Annotated in this window: 14 protein-coding genes and 2 rRNA genes; all 16 read left to right on the forward strand. The window is 66.1% G+C overall.

The features are described from left to right. Window positions 1-328 precede the first annotated feature (328 nt). The 16 genes from ABD655_RS07140 (at window position 329) to ABD655_RS07215 (ending at window position 19,387) form a co-directional block, all read left to right on the forward strand. Window positions 329-3,432 (forward strand): 23S ribosomal RNA (locus ABD655_RS07140). A 134-nt stretch (window positions 3,433-3,566) separates the two neighbouring features. Continuing rightward, window positions 3,567-3,683, forward strand: a 5S ribosomal RNA gene (gene rrf / locus ABD655_RS07145). Window positions 3,684-3,757: 74 nt separating this feature from the next. Then, a complete protein-coding gene (locus tag ABD655_RS07150; RefSeq protein WP_344712766.1) occupies window positions 3,758-5,167 on the forward strand; it encodes a primosomal protein in 1,410 nt (469 codons plus the stop codon). Further along, window positions 5,167-6,204, forward strand: coding sequence for an HAD-IIA family hydrolase (locus ABD655_RS07155; RefSeq protein WP_344712768.1), 1,038 nt, complete (start codon window positions 5,167-5,169; stop codon window positions 6,202-6,204). The genes ABD655_RS07150 and ABD655_RS07155 overlap by 1 nt, the downstream gene beginning before the upstream one ends. A gap of 40 nt (window positions 6,205-6,244) precedes the next feature. Further along, window positions 6,245-6,412: a hypothetical protein gene (locus tag ABD655_RS07160; RefSeq protein WP_344712770.1), complete on the forward strand. Its 168-nt coding sequence runs from the start codon at window positions 6,245-6,247 to the stop codon at window positions 6,410-6,412. Further along, window positions 6,409-7,224, forward strand: coding sequence for a TlyA family RNA methyltransferase (locus ABD655_RS07165; RefSeq protein WP_344712772.1), 816 nt, complete (start codon window positions 6,409-6,411; stop codon window positions 7,222-7,224). Before ABD655_RS07160 ends, ABD655_RS07165 begins: the two co-directional genes overlap by 4 nt. After that, a complete protein-coding gene (locus tag ABD655_RS07170; RefSeq protein WP_344712774.1) occupies window positions 7,221-8,162 on the forward strand; it encodes an NAD kinase in 942 nt (313 codons plus the stop codon). The genes ABD655_RS07165 and ABD655_RS07170 overlap by 4 nt, the downstream gene beginning before the upstream one ends. Further along, window positions 8,159-9,850, forward strand: coding sequence for a DNA repair protein RecN (gene recN / locus ABD655_RS07175; protein ID WP_344712775.1), 1,692 nt, complete (start codon window positions 8,159-8,161; stop codon window positions 9,848-9,850). The genes ABD655_RS07170 and recN overlap by 4 nt, the downstream gene beginning before the upstream one ends. Next, a complete protein-coding gene (locus ABD655_RS07180) occupies window positions 9,847-12,774 on the forward strand; it encodes a hypothetical protein (protein WP_344712777.1) in 2,928 nt (975 codons plus the stop codon). The genes recN and ABD655_RS07180 overlap by 4 nt, the downstream gene beginning before the upstream one ends. An 18-nt stretch (window positions 12,775-12,792) precedes the next feature. Beyond that, the gene (gene pyrG, locus ABD655_RS07185; RefSeq protein WP_344712778.1) at window positions 12,793-14,502 is read left to right on the forward strand and encodes a CTP synthase; all 1,710 of its coding nucleotides are present in this window, start codon (window positions 12,793-12,795) and stop codon (window positions 14,500-14,502) included. Further along, a complete protein-coding gene (locus ABD655_RS07190; protein WP_344712780.1) occupies window positions 14,495-15,100 on the forward strand; it encodes an NUDIX domain-containing protein in 606 nt (201 codons plus the stop codon). The genes pyrG and ABD655_RS07190 overlap by 8 nt, the downstream gene beginning before the upstream one ends. Before the next feature lies 1 nt (window position 15,101). Next, window positions 15,102-16,046 carry a site-specific tyrosine recombinase XerD gene (gene xerD, locus ABD655_RS07195; protein ID WP_344712782.1) on the forward strand — a complete coding sequence of 315 codons (945 nt, stop codon included), beginning with the start codon at window positions 15,102-15,104 and terminating at the stop codon, window positions 16,044-16,046. Between the two features lie 187 nt (window positions 16,047-16,233). Further along, window positions 16,234-17,067, forward strand: a complete 834-nt coding sequence (locus tag ABD655_RS07200; RefSeq protein ID WP_344715731.1) for a ParA family protein — start codon at window positions 16,234-16,236, stop codon at window positions 17,065-17,067. Continuing rightward, complete coding sequence (locus tag ABD655_RS07205) at window positions 17,051-17,947, forward strand: segregation and condensation protein A (RefSeq protein ID WP_378721360.1); 897 nt, start codon at window positions 17,051-17,053, stop codon at window positions 17,945-17,947. Before ABD655_RS07200 ends, ABD655_RS07205 begins: the two co-directional genes overlap by 17 nt. Then, window positions 17,937-18,539: an SMC-Scp complex subunit ScpB gene (scpB, locus tag ABD655_RS07210; RefSeq protein ID WP_344712784.1), complete on the forward strand. Its 603-nt coding sequence runs from the start codon at window positions 17,937-17,939 to the stop codon at window positions 18,537-18,539. Before ABD655_RS07205 ends, scpB begins: the two co-directional genes overlap by 11 nt. After that, window positions 18,536-19,387 (forward strand): pseudouridine synthase, encoded by an 852-nt coding sequence (locus ABD655_RS07215; RefSeq protein ID WP_344712785.1) that lies wholly within the window; start codon window positions 18,536-18,538, stop codon window positions 19,385-19,387. Before scpB ends, ABD655_RS07215 begins: the two co-directional genes overlap by 4 nt. The last annotated feature ends 57 nt before the right edge of the window (window positions 19,388-19,444 follow it).

Consider the following 19,444-nt stretch of genomic DNA (forward strand, 5'->3'; position numbering starts at 1 on the left):
GCTTGCAGCCGGAACCGTGACGCTCATCTGATAACGCACATGCACGCTGTTGGGTCCTGAGGGACCGGATGCGCTCGGATTTCGATCCGGGCCATGCGAAACTCAGGACCTTTTCTTGTTCGCCGGCATAGGCGAGCGGGGAAGGTACCGCCCGTACTTTGAGAACTACACAGTGGACGCGAGCATCTTTGAGATGATCTCCGTAATCGAGAAACCAGCTTGCTGGTGGAACGAGTGCGCGATCATTTCATCAAGATGATCTTTATAAGATCATTAGTCAATTTCAAACCGGACCTCGGTCCGGGCCGAAGAGACGAACTCATGTGATTTTCAAGTCTTTAAGAGCAAACGGTGAATGCCTTGGCATCTGGAGCCGAAGAAGGACGTAGCAATCTGCGATAAGCCTCGGGGAGTGGATAAGCACACCTTGATCCGAGGATTTCCGAATGGGGAAACCCCACTGGGCGGCGTGCCGACCTAGTGACTCCCGCCTGAATATATAGGGCGGGTAGAGGGAACGTGGGGAAGTGAAACATCTCAGTACCCACAGGAAGAGAAAGCAACCGCGATTCCGTTAGTAGTGGCGAGCGAAACCGGAACAGGCTAAACCGAGTACGCGTGATATCCGGCAGGAGTTGCGTATTCGGGGTTGTGGGACTTTTCAGGTTGCTCTGCCGAGCAGCCGGCGTTACAAGAAGGTATAGACGAACGGCATTGAAAGGCCGGTCATAGAGGGTGTGAACCCCGTAGTCGAAATGCCTCTCTTGACGCGAAGAGTATCCCAAGTATCACGGGGCCCGAGAAATCCCGTGTGAATCTGTCAGGACCACCTGATAAGCCTAAATACTCCCAGATGACCGATAGCGGACAAGTACCGTGAGGGAAAGGTGAAAAGTACCCCGGGAGGGGAGTGAAATAGTACCTGAAACCGTTTGCTTACAAACCGTTGGAGCCTCCTTAGTAGGGGTGACAGCGTGCCTTTTGAAGAATGAGCCTGCGAGTTAGCGATATGTGGCGAGGTTAACCCGAGTGGGGTAGCCGTAGCGAAAGCGAGTCTGAATAGGGCGATTCAGTCGCATGTCCTAGACCCGAAGCGAAGTGATCTATCCATGGCCAGGTTGAAGCGACTGTAAAACGTCGTGGAGGACCGAACCCACTTAGGTTGAAAACTGAGGGGATGAGCTGTGGATAGGGGTGAAAGGCCAATCAAACTTCGTGATAGCTGGTTCTCTCCGAAATGCATTTAGGTGCAGCGTTGCGTGTTTCTTGCCGGAGGTAGAGCTACTGGATGGCCGATGGGCCCTACAAGGTTACTGACGTCAGCCAAACTCCGAATGCCGGTAAGTGAGAGCGCAGCAGTGAGACTGTGGGGGATAAGCTTCATAGTCGAGAGGGAAACAACCCAGACCACCATCTAAGGTCCCAAAGCGCGTGCTAAGTGGGAAAGGATGTGGAGTTGCTTTGACAACCAGGAGGTTGGCTTAGAAGCAGCCACCCTTGAAAGAGTGCGTAATAGCTCACTGGTCAAGTGATTCCGCGCCGACAATGTAACGGGGCTCAAGCACGCCACCGAAGCTGTGGCATTGATATTATTGGTAGGCCTTCGTGGTCCAGCCGTATTGATGGGTAGGAGAGCGTCGTGTGGCCAGCGAAGCGGCGGTGTGAACCAGCCGTGGAGGCTACACGAGTGAGAATGCAGGCATGAGTAGCGAAAGACGTGTGAGAAACACGTCCTCCGAAAGACCAAGGGTTCCAGGGTCAAGCTAATCTTCCCTGGGTAAGTCGGGACCTAAGGCGAGGCCGACAGGCGTAGTCGATGGACAACGGGTTGATATTCCCGTACCGGCGAAGAACCGCCCAAACCAATCCAGTAATGCTAAGTGTCTGAATCCCAGTGACCAATCCCTTCGGGGTGAGGCGTTGGGCCTAGCACACGACCCTATGCTGAGGCGGTTAGCGTATTAACAGGTGTGACGCAGGAAGGTAGCCCAAGCCAGGCGATGGTAGTCCTGGTGCAAGTGCGTAGGCCGAGTGATAGGCAAATCCGTCACTCATCAAGGCTGAGACACGATGCGGATAAAAAGTGGGTGATCCTATGCTGCCAAGAAAAGCATCGACGCGAGGTTCAAGCCGCCCGTACCCCAAACCGACTCAGGTGGTCAGGTAGAGAATACCAAGGAGATCGAGAGAATCGTGGTTAAGGAACTCGGCAAAATGCCCCCGTAACTTCGGGAGAAGGGGGGCCTTCGACGTATTAGGACTTGCTCCGAAAGCGTTTGGAGGCCGCAGAGACTAGTGGGTAGCGACTGTTTACTAAAAACACAGGTCCGTGCCAAGTCGCAAGACGATGTATACGGACTGACGCCTGCCCGGTGCTGGAAGGTTAAGAGGACCGGTTAGCCGCAAGGCGAAGCTGAGAATTTAAGCCCCAGTAAACGGCGGTGGTAACTATAACCATCCTAAGGTAGCGAAATTCCTTGTCGGGTAAGTTCCGACCTGCACGAATGGCGTAACGACTTCCCAACTGTCTCAACCGCGAACTCGGCGAAATTGCATTACGAGTAAAGATGCTCGTTACGCGCAGCAGGACGGAAAGACCCCGTGACCTTTACTATAGTTTGGTATTGGTGTTCGGTGTGGCTTGTGTAGGATAGGTGGGAGACTTTGAAGCGTGGACGCTAGTTCATGTGGAGTCATTGTTGAAATACCACTCTGGTCACTCTGGATATCTAACTTAGAACCGTAATCCGGTTCAGGGACAGTGCCTGATGGGTAGTTTAACTGGGGCGGTTGCCTCCTAAAGAGTAACGGAGGCGCCCAAAGGTTCCCTCAACCTGGTTGGCAATCAGGTGGCGAGTGTAAGTGCACAAGGGAGCTTGACTGTGAGACTGACAGGTCGAGCAGGGACGAAAGTCGGGACTAGTGATCCGGCAGTGGCTTGTGGAAGCGCTGTCGCTCAACGGATAAAAGGTACCTCGGGGATAACAGGCTGATCTTGCCCAAGAGTCCATATCGACGGCATGGTTTGGCACCTCGATGTCGGCTCGTCGCATCCTGGGGCTGGAGTAGGTCCCAAGGGTTGGGCTGTTCGCCCATTAAAGCGGTACGCGAGCTGGGTTTAGAACGTCGTGAGACAGTTCGGTCCCTATCCGCTGCGCGCGCAGGAAATTTGAGAGGATCTGACCCTAGTACGAGAGGACCGGGTTGGACGAACCTCTGGTGTGTCAGTTGTTCCGCCAGGAGCACCGCTGATTAGCTACGTTCGGGATGGATAACCGCTGAAAGCATCTAAGCGGGAAGCCGGCCTCAAGATGAGATTTCCATGCCTTCGGGCGAGAGGCTCCCAGCCAGATTACTGGGTTGATAGGCCGGATGTGTAAGCGTGGCAACACGTGTAGCTGACCGGTACTAATAAGCCGATGACTTGATAATCACCGTTCTAGGTGTTTGCGTCCACTGAGTGGTTCTCGATGTACGGTCGAGAACCGCATGAGCTGCATTCGTGCAGCGACCGCTACATTCGTGTAGCAAAACATGCTTTGCCAAGATTGAAACATCAATAGTGTTTCGGCGGCCATAGCGTGAGGGAAACGCCCGGTTACATTCCGAACCCGGAAGCTAAGCCTCACAGCGCCGATGGTACTGCAGGGGGGACCCTGTGGGAGAGTAGGACACCGCCGGACTTCTTTCGTGAAATGGCCACCCATCGCTGGGTGGCCATTTCTCGTTAACGCATCAACTCCGGGAGGATCAGGACATGACAGACGACGATCCGACCCGACGCTCGCGCGAGGGCGAACCCCCGCAGCGCCGGCGTGATGCCGCAGACGCTCCGCGTTCCGACACGGGCGACCGTGCCGCACGTGCTGCGGGCGCGGGCGACAAGAAGCCGTACGTGAAGCGCGACGGCGACAAGAAGCCGTACGTGAAGCGGGACGGCGACAAGAAGCCCTACCCTGCTCGTGATGGTGAGCGGAAGTCTTATCCGCCGCGTGATGGTGAGCGGAAGCCGTTCGTCAAGCGCGACGGCGACCGGCCTTCCTACCCGAAGCGCGACGGCGACAAGAAGCCGTACCCTGCTCGTGATGGTGAGCGGAAGTCTTATCCGCCGCGTGATGGTGAGCGGAAGCCGTTCGTCAAGCGCGACGGCGACCGGCCTTCCTACCCCAAGCGCGACGGCGACAAGAAGCCGTACCCTGCTCGTGATGGTGAGCGGAAGTCTTATCCGCCGCGTGATGGTGAGCGGAAGCCGTTCACTCCCCGCGATGGCAGTAGTCGCCCTCCGCGCGCCGGCGCCGGGCGGGACGAGCGGCGAGAGGATCGTCAGTCAAGACCTGAGGAACTCCGAGCGGTCCGCTCCACGTTCGAAGAGCCGATCGTGCCTGATGAGGTCGTGGCAAACGATCTGAACGCCGCGGCGCGCAATCAGCTGAAGACGTTGAGCAAGGAGAACGCCGAGGCCGTGGCCCGCCACCTCGCGATGGCGGCCGAGGTGATCGATGCCGATCCGCAGCTGGCGCATCAGCACGCCATCGCCGCGACGCGGCGTGCGGGTCGCATCGGGGTGGTCCGAGAGACTGCCGCGATCACGGCCTATGCGATCGGTGACTATGCGCTCGCACTGCGGGAACTGCGCACCTACCGCCGCATATCAGGCAGTGACGATCAGATTGCGCTGATGGTCGACAGCGAGCGCGGTGTCGGACGACCGGATCGCGCGCTTGAAGTCGGGCGGGCCGTCGACCGGAACTCGCTCGCTCAGTCCGTGCGGGTCGAGCTCGCGATTGCGATGTCGGGTGCGCGTCTGGACCTCGGCGAGACCGAGCGCGCACTCCAGGAGCTGGATATCCCTGAGTTGGATCCGGATCGCGCGTTCGAGTGGAGCCCCGCGCTGTTCGCAGCCCGGGCGACCGTTCTGGAAGAACTGGGTCGTGACGACGAAGCGATCGAGTGGCATCGACGAGCGGACGTGGCCGAAGCGGCGCTCAACGCGGCAAACGGATCCGACGACCTCGAGGTGCTCATCGTCGAGGAGATCATCGAGGACCACTCATACGCTGAGGATGAGTCTGTTGAGGATGAGTCTGTTGAGGATGAGTCTGCTGAGGATGAGTCTGTTGTCGTGACCGCCCACGAGGAGGCCGTCGACTCCGAGAGCCAGGGCTGATGGCGCTGTTCACGCGTCGCGCGGTCGAGCGCACTCCGCTCGACGGCGTCGACGTCGTCCTCGCCGATCTGGACGGAGTGGTCTACGCCGGTGACGGTGCCCTGCCGCATGCGGTCGACAGCCTGAACCTCAGTCGTGCCGGCCGCCGCCTCGGCTACATCACCAACAACGCGTCGCGCACGGACGCGTCCGTCGCCGACCACCTTAATGAGTTGGGCCTGGCCACAGCTCCCTCAGATGTGGTCACCAGCCCGCAGGCGGCTGTGCGTCTTCTTACCGACCTGGTGACGCCCGGCTCGACCGTGCTCGTCGTCGGCGGCGATGGACTCGTCGACGAACTCCACAAGGCCGGCTTCGTGGTCACCCGCAGCTCGGCCGACGGTCCCGCCGCGGTGGTGCAGGGGTTTGCGCCGGAGGTCGGCTGGACGCAGCTCGCTGAGGCCGCCTACGCCCTTGCTCGGCCTGAAGAGGAGGGCGGTATCCCGTGGATCGCCACCAACACGGACTGGACGATCCCGCAAGCACGTGGAATCGCGCCGGGCAACGGCACTCTGGTGTCCGCCGTGCATACGGCCGTGGGCCGACTGGCGACCGTCGCCGGCAAGCCGGAAGTGCCGATCTTCGATGAGGCGGTCGCCCGCTTCGGAGCGCGGCATCCGCTCTTTCTCGGAGACCGGCTGGACACCGACATCCTCGGCGCGAACCGAGCCGGTATGCCCTCCGCTCTGGTGCTCACCGGCATCGACCGCCCCAAGCACCTCTTGGCGGCTCCCGCCGGTTCGCAGCCGACCTACATCCTGCGCGATCTGAGACAGCTGCACGTGCCCTACCCTGAAGCCACCGTCCGCGACGGCGTCGTCACGGTCCGCGGAGCCCGGGTGTGCGTGGATGGCGCCGATGTACGCATCCTCGCCGAGGGCGACGATCCCGTCGATCTGCTGCGCGCCGGCGCGAAGGCGATCTGGGACACCGGCCGGGCCATCTACGGGTTCCGGGTGCCCGAGCGGCTCTACGCGGATCCCTTCCATCGCCCGTGAGGTCGGCGGGTTCCTCCCCTCCGCAACGTATCCTGAGGGCATGGAACAGACCGCGCCGCAGGATGACGAGCAGGAGGATCTCCTGTCGACGCTTGAGGTGATCGAGGCTCAGCCTCTGGCGTCCCGCGCGGCCGCGTACGAAGGTCTGCACGACGCGATTGCGCGACGCCTCGAGTCAGGGCCCGCGGGCACTTCCGCACAGTCATGAGCACGCGTCTTGACGCGGCTCTGCCGGCACGGGGACTCGCGCGGTCGCGCACCCATGCGGCCGGCCTCATCGCCGACGGACTGGTCAGCGTCGACGGCCGCCCCGTGGTGAAGGCGTCCACGAAGGTCGCCGACGACGCGCGCATCGACGTCGCGGCGACCGACCATTACGTGAGCCGGGCGGCGCACAAGCTGATCGCCGCGCTGGATGCGTTCGACTTTCCGGTCGAGGGGCGGCTCGCGCTCGATATGGGCGCATCGACCGGCGGGTTCACCCAGGTGCTTCGAGAGCGGGGCGCGGATCCGGTGATCGCCGTCGATGTCGGCCACGGTCAACTTGCAGCATCCGTCGGCGCCGATCCGGGCGTGATCGCGATCGAAGGATTCAACGTCCGCTACATGACAGCCGAGGCCCTCGCTGAACAGAGCGGCATTTCCGAGCGACCGCAGATCGTGACCGGGGACTTGTCCTTCATCTCCCTCAACCACGTTCTGCCTGCCGCAAAGGCCGTCGCCTCGCCGACGGCGGATCTGGTGCTTCTGGTCAAGCCGCAGTTCGAGGTCGGTCGTACCGCCGTGAAGGGCGGATTGGTGACGGATGCCGCGTCTCGCGCCGATGCCGTGGCCGGCGTGCTCTGGTCGGCGTGGGACGTCGGTCTGGGCACCTGCGGCGTCATCGCCTCACCGATCGCGGGCACGCACGGCAACGTCGAGTACATCGCGTATTTCCGATCCGTGGGCGACGGCTCGGACCCCAGGATGAATCCGACAGAATGGTTGAGCACCGTGAACCGACTGACGGGGAGTCCATGAACGAGGCTGAACGCAGCATCCTGGTCGTGGTGCACGCGCGCCGCGACGACACGGTCGCCGCAGCCGCCCGCGTGGTCTCCGCGCTGCGCGAGGCCGGCGCCCGACCTGTGCTGTCGATCGACGATCGCGAAGAGCTCGGCGATTCCCTCGCGCTGCTCGGGGATGTCGCGACGCTCGAGGTCGATGTGCCGGTCGAGGATATCGAGCTGGCGATCGTCCTCGGCGGCGACGGGTCGATCCTGCGTGCAGCGGAGCTCGTTCGAGAGGGCACCGCGCCGGTCCTCGGAATCAACATGGGCCACGTCGGCTTCCTCGCAGAAATCGAGCGCGACGACATGGACTATGCGGTGCGCCGGGCGATCGAGCGCGACTACGCCGTCGAGGAACGCCTGGCTCTGCAGGTGCGGGTGAAGAACGCCTCCGACGAAGTGATCTTCGACACGTGGGCACTGAACGAGGCCACTGTCGAAAAGGCCAGCCGCGAACGGATGCTCGAAGTCGTCATCGAGATCGACGGCAGGCCGCTGTCGTCGTTCGGGTGCGACGGGGTGGTCGTGTCGACGCCCACGGGGTCCACCGCATACAACTTCTCCGCCGGAGGACCGGTGATCTGGCCGACCGTCCAGGCGATCGCGGTCGTGCCGCTGTCCGCGCACGCGCTGTTCGCCAAGCCGCTGGTCGTCGGCCCCGAGCACACTGTGGCGATCGAGGTGCTCGAGCGAACGAATGGGACCGGCGTGCTGTGGTGCGACGGACGGCGTTCGCATGATCTGCCACCGGGTGCTCGTGTGGTCGTTCGTCGTTCGGACCGTCCGGTGCGCCTCGCGCGTCTGCACCCGGCCGCGTTCACCGACCGGCTCGTCCGCAAGTTCCGCCTCCCCGTCGAAGGCTGGCGCGGACCCGCGCCCTCCAACGGCGTGAACGGCCAGGCTCCGTGATCGAGGAGATGCGCCTGCGCGACCTCGGCGTCATCGCGGAGGCCACGCTGCCCATCGGGTCCGGCTTCACGGCGATCACCGGCGAGACCGGCGCCGGCAAGACGATGGTCGTCACCGGGCTGGGGCTGCTGCTCGGTCAACGCGCCGACTCCGGTGCGGTACGGGCCGGCGCCGCGCAGGCGTCGGTGGACGGCACCTGGATCGTGCCGGAGCACGGACCCGTCGCCGATCGCGTCCACGAGGCGGGCGGCGATGTCGAGCCGATCGGCAGTGGCCTGGCCGAGCTCCTCGTCGGACGCTCTCTGTCGAGCGAAGGACGCAGCCGCGCCACGGTCGGCGGTCGCGCCGCACCCGCCACCGTGCTGGCCGACCTCGCCGACCACCTCGTCGTCGTGCACGGGCAATCCGACCAGCTGCGCCTCCGCACCGCCGCAGCCCAGCGGGACGCGCTCGACCGCTTCGGCGGCGCGCCGGTGGAGGACGCGCTCCGGGCGTACCGCACCGCGTACGAGCGCCTCCGCGAGCTCGCCCGCGAACTGACGATGCTCACCGACGATCGCGACGCCCGCATGCTCGAGGCGCAGGCACTGCGCGTCGCGCTTGCCGAGATCGAGCAGGCCGAACCGCGGTCCGGCGAAGACGCCGAACTCGCCCTGCGCGCCGAGCGGCTCGCCAACGCCGAGGAGCTGCGCGCCGCGGCGGCCACCGCACACGAGATGCTCTCCGGTGAGGGGGACACCCCCGACGTGGGCGTGCTGCTGGCCGAGTCGCGGCGCGCGCTCGAGCGTGGACATGACCCGGCACTGGACGGCCTCGCTGCGCAGGTAGCCGACCTCGGATATCGCGCCGCCGACCTCGCGCACGCGATCGCCGGCTACCTGGCCGACCTGGACGAGACCGGGCCGCACGAGCTCGCAGCGGTCGAGGAGCGCCGCGCGGTGCTCGGGGGTCTGATTCGCGCGCACGGATCACTCGATGCGGCGATCGCGCTTCTGGAGTCCGGATCCGCCCGCCTCGCGGAACTCGACGACGACGGCGCGAGGATCGAGCGGCTGACCAGGGAACGGGATGCCGCGGCATCCGCCCTCGACGAATACGCCGCCGCACTCACCGCCGCCCGCAGCGAGGCCGCCGTCCGCCTCGGCGACGCGGTCACCGACGAACTGCACGCCCTGGCCATGCCCGACGCGCACGTGGTCGTCGCGGTCACGCCCGGCACCGAGTCCGCGACCGGACGGGACGACGTCGCCATTCTTCTCGCGCCGCACGTCGGCGCCGAGCCGCGCCCGGTCGCCAAAAGCGCCTCGGGCGGTGAGCTCAGCCGCGTCATGCTGGCCATCGAGGTCGTGATCGCATCCGTCGATCCGGTGCCGACGTTCGTCTTCGACGAGGTGGATGCCGGGATCGGCGGTGCCGCCGCGATCGAGGTCGGCCGTCGCCTCGCTCGCCTGGCCCGATCGTCGCAGGTCATCGCCGTCACCCACCTCGCGCAAGTCGCCGCGTTCGCGAACAATCACCTCTCGGTGGTCAAAGCCAACGACGGTTCGGTGACCGCGTCCGACGTGCGCCGTCTCGACGGAGCGGACCGCGAAGCCGAGATGGCGCGGCTGTTGTCGGGGATGCCTGACTCGAACGCCGCCCTCAGCCACGCCCGCGAGCTGCTCACGCTCGCGACCAGGGCCGCATGATCTGGCGCCGCAAGAAGAAGAAGACCGCCGCCGCTCCCTCGCCTCCCGCCCAGACCCTCGAAGCAGACGAACTCGACACGGCCGCGACACCGCCCGCCGAGGCCGTGCCGGTCGAGAGCCGTCGGCATACACCGTTCTATGGCGCGCTCTCCGGCCTGCTGGAGCGGCTGGAGACCTGGGTTCGCTCCCACGGATCCGTACGCATCCGAGCGCTGACCCTCGGCTTCTGGGCGATCGTCGCCGTGGCCGGCGCGTTCCTGCTGCTCGGTCCGGTGCTGAACAAGCCGCTCTCCCTGGAGGACATCACCTCCTCGGCGTCCACGGCCACGGAGACCTGGATCGCGCGTTCGTTCTCTGCCGAGTACACGGTGGGGCGTGATGACCAAGGCGGAATGCGCATGGAGGTGGTCGAGCGCATCGATGCGTTCTTCCCCGACGACATCACCGAGACCGGGATCGATCGCGTGATCGCGAGCCAATACCAGGGCCACGACCTGGCGCCGCAGATCACCGGCGCGCAACGGGACGGCGTCGAGATCCCGGTGGCCGTCACCCGCGGGGCAACGGCGACGACGGTGCTGCTGGACGGTGACGAGACGCTGAGCGGCGACCACGAGTTCGTGCTGCGCTACACGCTCTTCGATGTCGCATACGCCGCCGTGGACGACTCCACGCAGCTGCGGGAGGAGGTGCTGGACTGGGATGTGTTCGGACCGGCGTGGCCGCACGCAGTGGCGCACAGCGCGTTGACGGTGACCCTCGCCCCCGATCTCGTCGAGGACTACACCCGGCAGCCGAGCGGGGGCATCGCCTGGCTGATTCTGAGTGACTCCGCAACGCTCACACCGGACAGCGAGACCTCCGACGCTGTGACCTACACGCTGGAGAACGACCAGCGCATGCCGCCGCATGCGCAGTTCTGGTTCACCTTCCGTTTCGTGCCGGGCACCTTCGTGATGCCCCCCGAGTCCGCCCTCTACTGGCTGCAGGTGATCGGGCCGTTCGTGCCGCTGGTGCTGCTCTCGGTCACGGTCCTGTTCGCCCTCGCCGCCCGCGCCGTCGCGTGGGGCGATGCGCGGGGGCGCGCATGGTTCGTCAGCCAGTACGGGCCGCAGAAGGATGTGTCCGCGGCGCTGGCCGCCCGCGTCTCCCGTTCGGTCCTCACAGCGCCGCTGGCAGCGGCGGTCGAACGCTTTCAGCTCGCCCCCCGCGATGCGGCCGCCCGGCGCGCCCTCGTGCGGGAGACATCGCGCGCCGGCCGGCTGGGCAACGTGCCCGCGGCGTGGACGAAGTATCTCTCGGCGCCCGCGTGGGGCGAGCAATTCGCGCGCGGCCTGCGACGCGTACCTCGCGGCTTCGTCAGAGACAGCTTCCTCGGGGCTGCGATCGCACTGACCATCGTGCAGTGGGGACTGGTGCGACAGCTCTCGCACCAGTTCGCGCTGAGTGTGTACTGGTGGCCGGTGGCGATCGTGAGCGCGACCACCCTGCTTGCGGCGGTCATCGTCGTGCTCGCGCTGTCCGTACTGCCGTTGACGCATCGTGGCGCGCTGGCCCGAGAGCACCTGCTCGGACTGGAGCTCTACCTGGACCAGACATCGGGCGACGAACGGACTTCGCTGAGCGATCCGCTGCTGCCCTACGCCGTTCTCTTCGCTCCGCCTCGACGTGCGCGCCGGCTCATGCGCCGGCTGCTTTCGGAGGAGGGCATCGCCCGGCAGGTCCATGACGACCCGGCGTTCATCACCGGGCCGCGGCTCGCTGTACGCGCGGCAGCGGTCCTCTCCGTCGTCGCGTCGATCGCCCTGATCGCGTGGGCGCCGGCCAGCAGCGCCCGCCCCGACAACGATGCCGTCTACAGCGGGGACTTGGCGGGCGACTACGGCGTGTTCGTGCACGCCTACGAGACGGACGCAACGCTCATCTCCGAGAGCGACACAGTGCGCATGGAGGTCTCCGAACGTCTGCAGGTCGTCGTCGGCTCGAACTACCGCGACGTGCCGCAGGTGCTGCGGCAATGGCAGGACCACGTCGACGGTCACGACACCCGCCTGACGATCACGTCGGTGACGATCGACGGCGCCGCGGTCCCGTTCGAGCAGGGGCGGGTGCAGGGCATGGCGCTGCTGCAGACGCGCATCGGCGACGAATGGCCAGGCGAGCACGAGGTCGTCATCCGCTACGAGATGGACGACGTCATCGGCGCCGCGTATCAGAACGGTGGATGGCACGATCAGCTCAGATGGACCGCGCTCAACCCCGGGTGGAAGTCCGGCTGGGGCGGGGTGGAGGACGACGTCGAGCGGATCGACCTGACCGTGCGCATGCCGGCCCGATTCGCGACGGCGATGACCGGCGCGAGCGGATGGCTCGACTACGCGCCGTGGCACGATGGCGTCGCCGTGCGGGAGTTCGGTGCGGCCGACGCCACGGGCGACACGGTGGTCTACCGCTCAGAGCTCCGGCCGGACGAGGGCGGATGGTGGACGGACTCGTCGTACCTGGGCGCTCAACTGCTCTTCCCGGAGGGCACATTCGCGAGCGCGAACCAGGGCGAGTGGGTCGTGCACGCGCTCGCTGATGCGACAGTGCTCATCATCCCGGTGAGCTTCGCGTTGATCGCGATCGCGGCCGCGATCGCCGGCCTCGTTCTCGCGTTCCGTTCGCCGGCGCGTGTCGAGGGGGGCCTGTGGCGAGACGTCGTCCGGTGGCTGCCGCCCTGGCTGACCGTCGCACAGGTGTTCACCCTGTTCTGGGCGACGGAGGACATGGGCGGCGACGAACCGCTCTTCGCGGTCCTGATCGTGTGCCTGCTGGTGAGCGCCGTCCTGTCTTTCGGGGTGCTCATGGCGACCCGTCGGCCGCCCGTGCCGGCGTCCATTCCCGCACGCTCGCGCGCGCGGCGAACTTCGCGCCGACGCTGACTGATAGGATAAAAGCCCGTGGCGGATACTCATACGGCGGATACTTTCAACGGCTCTCTTTCTTCGAACGGCACCACCAGGCACATTTTCGTGACCGGCGGTGTCGTTTCCTCGTTGGGCAAGGGGCTGACCGCCGCCAGCCTGGGGAATCTGCTCACCGCGCGTGGACTTCGCGTGGTCATGCAGAAGCTCGACCCCTACCTCAACGTCGACCCGGGGACGATGAATCCGTTCCAGCACGGCGAGGTGTTCGTCACCGATGACGGTGCCGAGACGGATCTCGACATCGGGCACTACGAGCGATTCCTCGACATCAATCTGAGCCAGGCGGCCAACGTCACCACGGGTCAGATCTACTCGGAGGTCATCGCGCGCGAGCGTCGCGGGGAGTACCTCGGTGACACCGTGCAGGTCATCCCGCACATCACGGACGAGATCAAACGGCGGATGCGGCTGCAGGCCGGCGAGACACCGAAGCCCGACGTCATCATCACCGAGATCGGCGGCACCGTCGGTGACATCGAGTCGCAGCCCTTCATCGAGTCGGCACGTCAGATCCGTCACGAACTGGGCAGGTCGAACGTCTTCTTCGTGCACGTGTCCCTCGTGCCCTACATGAACGCCTCCGGTGAGCAGAAGACCAAGCCGACCCAGCACTCGGTCGCAACTCTCCGTTCGATCGGCATCCAGCCGGACGCGCTCGTGCTGCGCAGCGACCGGCCCGTCACGGAGTCGAACAAGCGCAAGATCGCGCTCATGTGCGACGTCGACGAGGCCGCAGTCGTCAACGCGGTGGACGTGCCGAGCATCTACGACATCCCCACGATGCTGCACGACCAGCGCCTCGACGAGTACATCGTCCGCGCGCTCGGCCTTGAGCAGGCGGCCGATGTCGACTGGTCGCGGTGGGAACGAGTGCTGCAGGCGGTCCACAACCCGAAGCACGAAGTCACGATCGGACTGGTCGGAAAGTACATCGACCTGCCGGATGCCTATCTCTCCGTCACCGAAGCGCTGAAAGCGGGCGGATTCGCGCACGAGACGCACGTCAGCATCACCTGGATCCCCTCCGACCTGTGCGAGACACCGGAGGGAGCAGCAAAGGCCCTCGGCGAACTCGACGGGATCATCGTCCCGGGAGGTTTCGGCATCCGCGGGATCGAAGGCAAGCTCGGCGCGTTGAAGTTCGCACGCGAGCAGGGTATCCCCACCCTCGGCCTGTGTCTGGGGCTCCAGTGCATGGTCATCGAGTTCGCGCGCAACGTCGCCGGCATCGAGGACGCGTCCTCGACCGAGTTCGACCCCGACACGTCCAACCCCGTCGTCGCCACCATGGCCGAACAGGTCGACATCATCGCCGGGGGAGACCTGGGCGGCACCATGCGCCTGGGCATGTACCCGGCCGAGCTCGCTGAGGGATCGCTCGCGCGGGAGGTCTACGGCGCGTCACGCGTGGAAGAGCGTCACCGGCACCGCTACGAAGTGAACAACGCCTACCGGGACACGCTCTCCAGCGCGGGGCTGTTCTTCTCCGGTCTGTCACCAGACCGCAACCTCGTCGAGTACGTCGAGCTGCCGCGCGAAGTGCACCCGTACTACATCGCCACCCAGGCGCACCCCGAACTGCGCTCGCGTCCCACTGACCCGCACCCGCTGTTCCGCGGCCTCGTCGGCGCGGCGCTCGAGCGACACCGCGCCAGCGAACTGTTCGACGTCGAGAATGGCTGAGCTCACTGCGGCGGGGGCGGAGCTGCACGACGAGCCCGTCGACGCCGAGATCCTCGACAGCACGCTGGTCTACGAAGGCAGCGTCTGGGACGTGCGCAGCGACACCGTCCGCTACGGCGACGGCGAGATGGTGCGTCAATATGTCGATCACCCGGGTGCCGCGGCGATCGTGGCCATCGACGATGACCAGCGTGTGCTGCTGATCCAGCAGTACCGGCATCCCATCCGCCGTCGGGACTGGGAGATCCCGGCCGGACTCCTGGACGTCGCCGGGGAATCCCCGTTGCAGAGCGCGCAGCGCGAGCTGATCGAGGAGGCCGACCTCACCGCGGCCGAGTGGGAACCGCTGCTGAGCGTGTACACCACACCGGGGGGCAACGACGAGGTCGTGCACGTCTTCCTGGCTCGCGGACTGTCGCCGGTCGGCACCGCGCACGCCCGTGAGGCCGAAGAGGCCGACATCCGCGTCGAGTGGATACCGCTGTCGGATGCCGTCACCGGAGTGCTCGAAGGGCGCCTGCGCAACGGCATCCTCGCGGTCGGCGTCCTCGCCGCGGCCGAGGCGATCCGGCGCGGCCCCGGAGCCGCGGGGAAGTGACGTGCAGCTCGAACGAGCGGTGGACGCGTATCTGCGGCACGTCTCGATCGAGCGCGGGCTTTCCGCCCACACGGTTTCCGCCTACCGGCGGGACCTCACCGGATACCTGGAATGGCTCACGGAGCGCGGCATCTCCGACTCGAACGAGGTGACCAGCGCGCTCGTGGCCGAGTTCGCGGGGGAGCGGGCCTCCGCTGAACCCCCGCCGGCAGCATCCAGCCTTGCCCGTCTGCAGTCCTCGGTGCGGGGGTTTCATCGATTCCTCGCGCGGGAGGGCATCGAGGCCGACGACCCGACGGGGCGTCTGCGGCCGCCGAAGGCGGCGCGTCGGCTGCCGAAGGCGCTCACGGTCGACCAGGTGGAGCGGCTGCTGGACGCATCGGGGCCCGAAGCGGACCCGTCCGGCGACGCCGTGCCGGCGGCCGAGAGCGGCGAACTCATCGGCCTGCGGGACCGCGCCCTGCTCGAGCTGCTGTACGCCACCGGAGCACGCGTGTCCGAGGTCGTGCAGCTCGATGTGGACGACATGGCCCAGGGCGATGTCGTGCGGGTGCGCGGCAAGGGGTCCAAGGAGCGGATCATCCCGGTCGGCTCCTACGCCCGGGCGGCGCTGGAGGCCTATCTCACCCGCTCTCGGCCCGAACTCTCCCGGCGCGGACGGGCCACTCCGCGCCTGTTCCTCGGCGCGCGCGGCGCACCTCTTTCGCGCCAGAGCGCGTGGCTGGTCATCCAACACGCCGCGGAACGCGCACAGCTGAGCGCGCATGTGTCCCCGCATACGCTCCGTCACTCGTTCGCGACCCACCTGCTGCAGGGCGGCGCCGACGTGCGGGTCGTGCAGGAGCTGCTCGGCCACGCGTCGGTGGCCACCACGCAGATCTACACGCACGTCTCGGTCGACGCGCTCCGCGACGTGTACGCGACGTCGCATCCGCGGGCGCGCTGAGGGCATCAGACCGGGCATCCCGCCGCGAGGCGCCGAGCGTGCGCCGGGCCGGTCGCTACAATCGACCAAGCAGGAAGTAACGGCAGGAGACCGGGTGGCTGGCAGCGCGACCAGGGGCACGACCCCGAAGAAGACGGCACACGCGAAAACCTCACCGCGGCCGAAGAAGGACGAGGGCGATCTGACGATGGGTCCGACGGGTCGCCCGTACCACGGCTTCCCGACCCCGCCGAAGCTACCCAGTCACGGTCCGGCTCGGATCATCGCCCTCTGCAACCAGAAGGGCGGCGTCGGCAAGACCACGACGACGATCAATCTGGCCGCCGCGCTGGCGCAGTACGGCCGCAAGGTGCTCGCCGTGGACTTCGATCCGCAGGGTGCCCTGTCGGCAGGTCTCGGCATCCAGACTCATGACGTGCCGACCATCTACGATCTGCTGCTGGACACCAAGCGCGATCCGCGCGAAGTCATCATTCCGACGGCGGTCGAGGGGCTGGACATCCTGCCCGCGAACATCGACCTCTCCGCGGCCGAAGTGCATCTGGTCAACGAGGTCGCCCGCGAGACGATCCTCGCCCGTGTCCTGCGCAAGGTCACCGCCGACTATGACGTCATCCTGATCGACTGCCAGCCGTCGCTCGGGCTGCTCACCGTCAACGCGCTCACCGCGAGCCACGGCGTCGTCATCCCGCTGGAGTGCGAATTCTTCGCCCTGCGCGGCGTCGCTCTGCTGATCGAGACGATCGACAAGGTGCGCGACCGACTCAACCCGACCATCGAACTGGACGGCGTGCTGGCCACGATGTACGACCCGCGCACGCTGCACTCGCGCGAAGTCCTGGAACGCGTCGTCGAAGCATTCGGAGACGACGTGCTGGAGACCGTCATCGGCCGCACGGTGAAATTCCCGGATGCCTCCGTCTCAGGCATGCCCATCACCGACTTCGCGCCCGAGCACGCGGCGGCGCAGGCGTACCTGCGGCTGGCGCGAGAGCTGGTCGCGCGTGGTGCCGTCGCCTGACGAAGCGCACACCGCACGCTCATCGGTCCCGTCAGTTCCCGAGCCCGTCGAGGGATCGGGCGACGACGCGTCGACGAGCCCAGCGACCGGCATCGCGACTGAGGGGTTCCGTGTCACTCTCGGTGTGTTCGACGGACCGTTCGATCTGCTGCTGACACTGATCTCCAAGCACGAGCTCGACATCACCGAGGTCTCGCTCAGCCGGGTGACCGACGAGTTCATCTCCTACCTGCGCGGGCTGGACCCCGACGAGGAGATGGAACAGGCATCGGAGTTCCTCGTGGTCGCCGCGACACTGCTGGATATGAAAGTGGCCGGGCTGCTCCCGCAGGGCGAGCTGGTGGATGCCGAATCCGTCGCGCTCCTCGAGGCGCGTGACCTCCTGTTCGCCCGTCTACTGCAGTACCGCGCGTTCAAGGAGGTCTCCGGCTGGTTCGCCGGGCGTCTTCAGGCGGAGGACCGCCGCCACACCCGCGCCGTGCGTCTGGACGAAAGGTTCCGCCGGGCGGTGCCCGAGCTGGTCTGGATGCTGACACCGGATGATTTCGCGGCGCTCGCGATCCTCGCACTGTCGCCGAAGGAGATCCCGCATGTCGGGCTCGACCATCTGCACGCGCCGCTGGTGAGCATCCGCGAGCAGGCGGCGATCGTGGTCGCCCTGCTGCGGAATGCCGGCACCCTCAGCTTCCGCGAACTCGTCGCCGGCGCGACGCAGCCGGGCGTGGTCGTCGCCCGCTTCCTTTCCGTGCTGGAGTTGTACCGGCACGGAGCCATGTCGTTCGAACAGCTCGAGCCGCTCGGCGAGCTGACCCTGCGCTGGACCGCCGAGCGGTGGTCCGATGAGAACCTTGCGAGCCTAGGAGCCGACTATGACCGATGATCCCGATATCGCCGGGGAGGGGCGCACGGCACCCCCGACCGATGTGGCCAGACGACTCGAGGCGATCCTGCTGATCGTCGAAGAGCCGCAGAGTCTCGTGAGCCTGGCGACCGCCGTCGGTGCACCCGTGCCCGCCGTGCGACAGGCGATCGAGGGACTGGTCGAGGATTACGACGGGCTCGCCGGCGGACCGCGCCGCGGATTCGAACTGCGCGAGGTGGGCGGCGGTTGGCGCCTGTATGTCCGCGAGGAGCACGACGATCTGGTCACCGAGTTCGTGAACACGCAGGCCCCGTCGAGGCTGTCCCAGGCCGCGCTGGAGACGCTCGCCGTGATCGCCTATAAGCAGCCGGTCACGCGCGGTCAGGTCGCGTCGATCCGGGCCGTCAACGTGGACTCGGTGGTGCGCACGCTTCTGGCGCGCGGGCTGATCACCGAGGAGTTCACCGACGCCGAGACCGGGGCGATCCACTACGGCACCACGGACGCGCTCCTGGTGAATCTCGGGATCAACTCGCTCGACGAGCTGCCGCACATCTCGCCGCTGCTCGATGACGGCGCAGACGGCTTCGATGAGATGATCCGCGCATGAGCGACGACACCGCCTCCTCCGAATCGTCCGACGAGCAGCCCGAGACCCGCTCGACGGACGGCGTACGCCTGCAGAAGGTCCTCGCCAACGCCGGCGTGGCCTCACGTCGCGTGGCAGAGAACCTCATCGTCGAAGGCCGGGTGCGCGTCAACGGGGTCATCGTGACCGAGCTCGGCTCGCGCATCGATCCCGAAGCCGACCTCGTGGACGTGGACGGGACCGCCATCCAGCTCGATCAGAGCAAGCGCTACGTCGTGCTCAACAAGCCCCGCGGCGTGGTCAGCTCGATGCGCGACGAACGCGGTCGCCCCGACCTGCGCGAATTCGTCGAGGACTGGCCCGAGCGGCTGTACAACGTCGGACGATTGGATGCCGACACCAGCGGTCTGCTCGTCCTCACCAACGACGGGGAGCTCGCGCACGTCCTCGCACATCCGTCGTTCGGAGTGACCAAGGTGTACGTCGCGAAGGTGGAGGGGAGGGTGAGCGCCCAGACCATCGCCACCCTGACGCGCGGCCTCGAGCTCGAGGACGGCCCGATCGCCGCGGACAAGGCGCGGCTGCTGTCGGCATCCCCCAGCGGGTCGGCCGGGGGTCGAGGCGGCGAGTCGCTCATCGAGCTCACGCTTCACTCGGGCCGCAACCGCATCGTGCGCCGCATGATGGCGGCCGTCGGGCACCCGGTCATCGAACTGGTGCGGCGCCAGTTCGGCCCACTGCACCTGGGAACCCTCCCAGTGGGCCGGGCACGCGAGTTGACTAAGGTTGAACGGGGCGCTCTGCTGACACTCGCGCGTCGCGCGGCCGAGGAACCGCCGCCCGCGAGCAGCGAGAACGAATCCGACTAGCAGCACAGCGTCGGAACATCGGCACCGAGTCATCGGTGCCGCGCAGAGGGATCACCA

Source organism: Microbacterium terregens (assembly GCF_039534975.1).
Taxonomy (GTDB): domain Bacteria; phylum Actinomycetota; class Actinomycetes; order Actinomycetales; family Microbacteriaceae; genus Microbacterium; species Microbacterium terregens.

Bases quoted from the DNA above. Each gene is read 5' to 3' on its own strand.
- ABD655_RS07150 (WP_344712766.1), top strand. From the start codon at position 3,758: ATGACAGACGACGATCCGACCCGACGCTCGCGCGAGGGCGAACCCCCG.
- ABD655_RS07155 (WP_344712768.1), top strand. From the start codon at position 5,167: ATGGCGCTGTTCACGCGTCGCGCGGTCGAGCGCACTCCGCTCGACGGC.
- ABD655_RS07160 (WP_344712770.1), top strand. From the start codon at position 6,245: ATGGAACAGACCGCGCCGCAGGATGACGAGCAGGAGGATCTCCTGTCG.
- ABD655_RS07165 (WP_344712772.1), top strand. From the start codon at position 6,409: ATGAGCACGCGTCTTGACGCGGCTCTGCCGGCACGGGGACTCGCGCGG.
- ABD655_RS07170 (WP_344712774.1), top strand. From the start codon at position 7,221: ATGAACGAGGCTGAACGCAGCATCCTGGTCGTGGTGCACGCGCGCCGC.
- ABD655_RS07180 (WP_344712777.1), top strand. From the start codon at position 9,847: ATGATCTGGCGCCGCAAGAAGAAGAAGACCGCCGCCGCTCCCTCGCCT.
- ABD655_RS07190 (WP_344712780.1), top strand. From the start codon at position 14,495: ATGGCTGAGCTCACTGCGGCGGGGGCGGAGCTGCACGACGAGCCCGTC.
- ABD655_RS07200 (WP_344715731.1), top strand. From the start codon at position 16,234: ATGGGTCCGACGGGTCGCCCGTACCACGGCTTCCCGACCCCGCCGAAG.
- scpB (WP_344712784.1), top strand. From the start codon at position 17,937: ATGACCGATGATCCCGATATCGCCGGGGAGGGGCGCACGGCACCCCCG.
- ABD655_RS07215 (WP_344712785.1), top strand. From the start codon at position 18,536: ATGAGCGACGACACCGCCTCCTCCGAATCGTCCGACGAGCAGCCCGAG.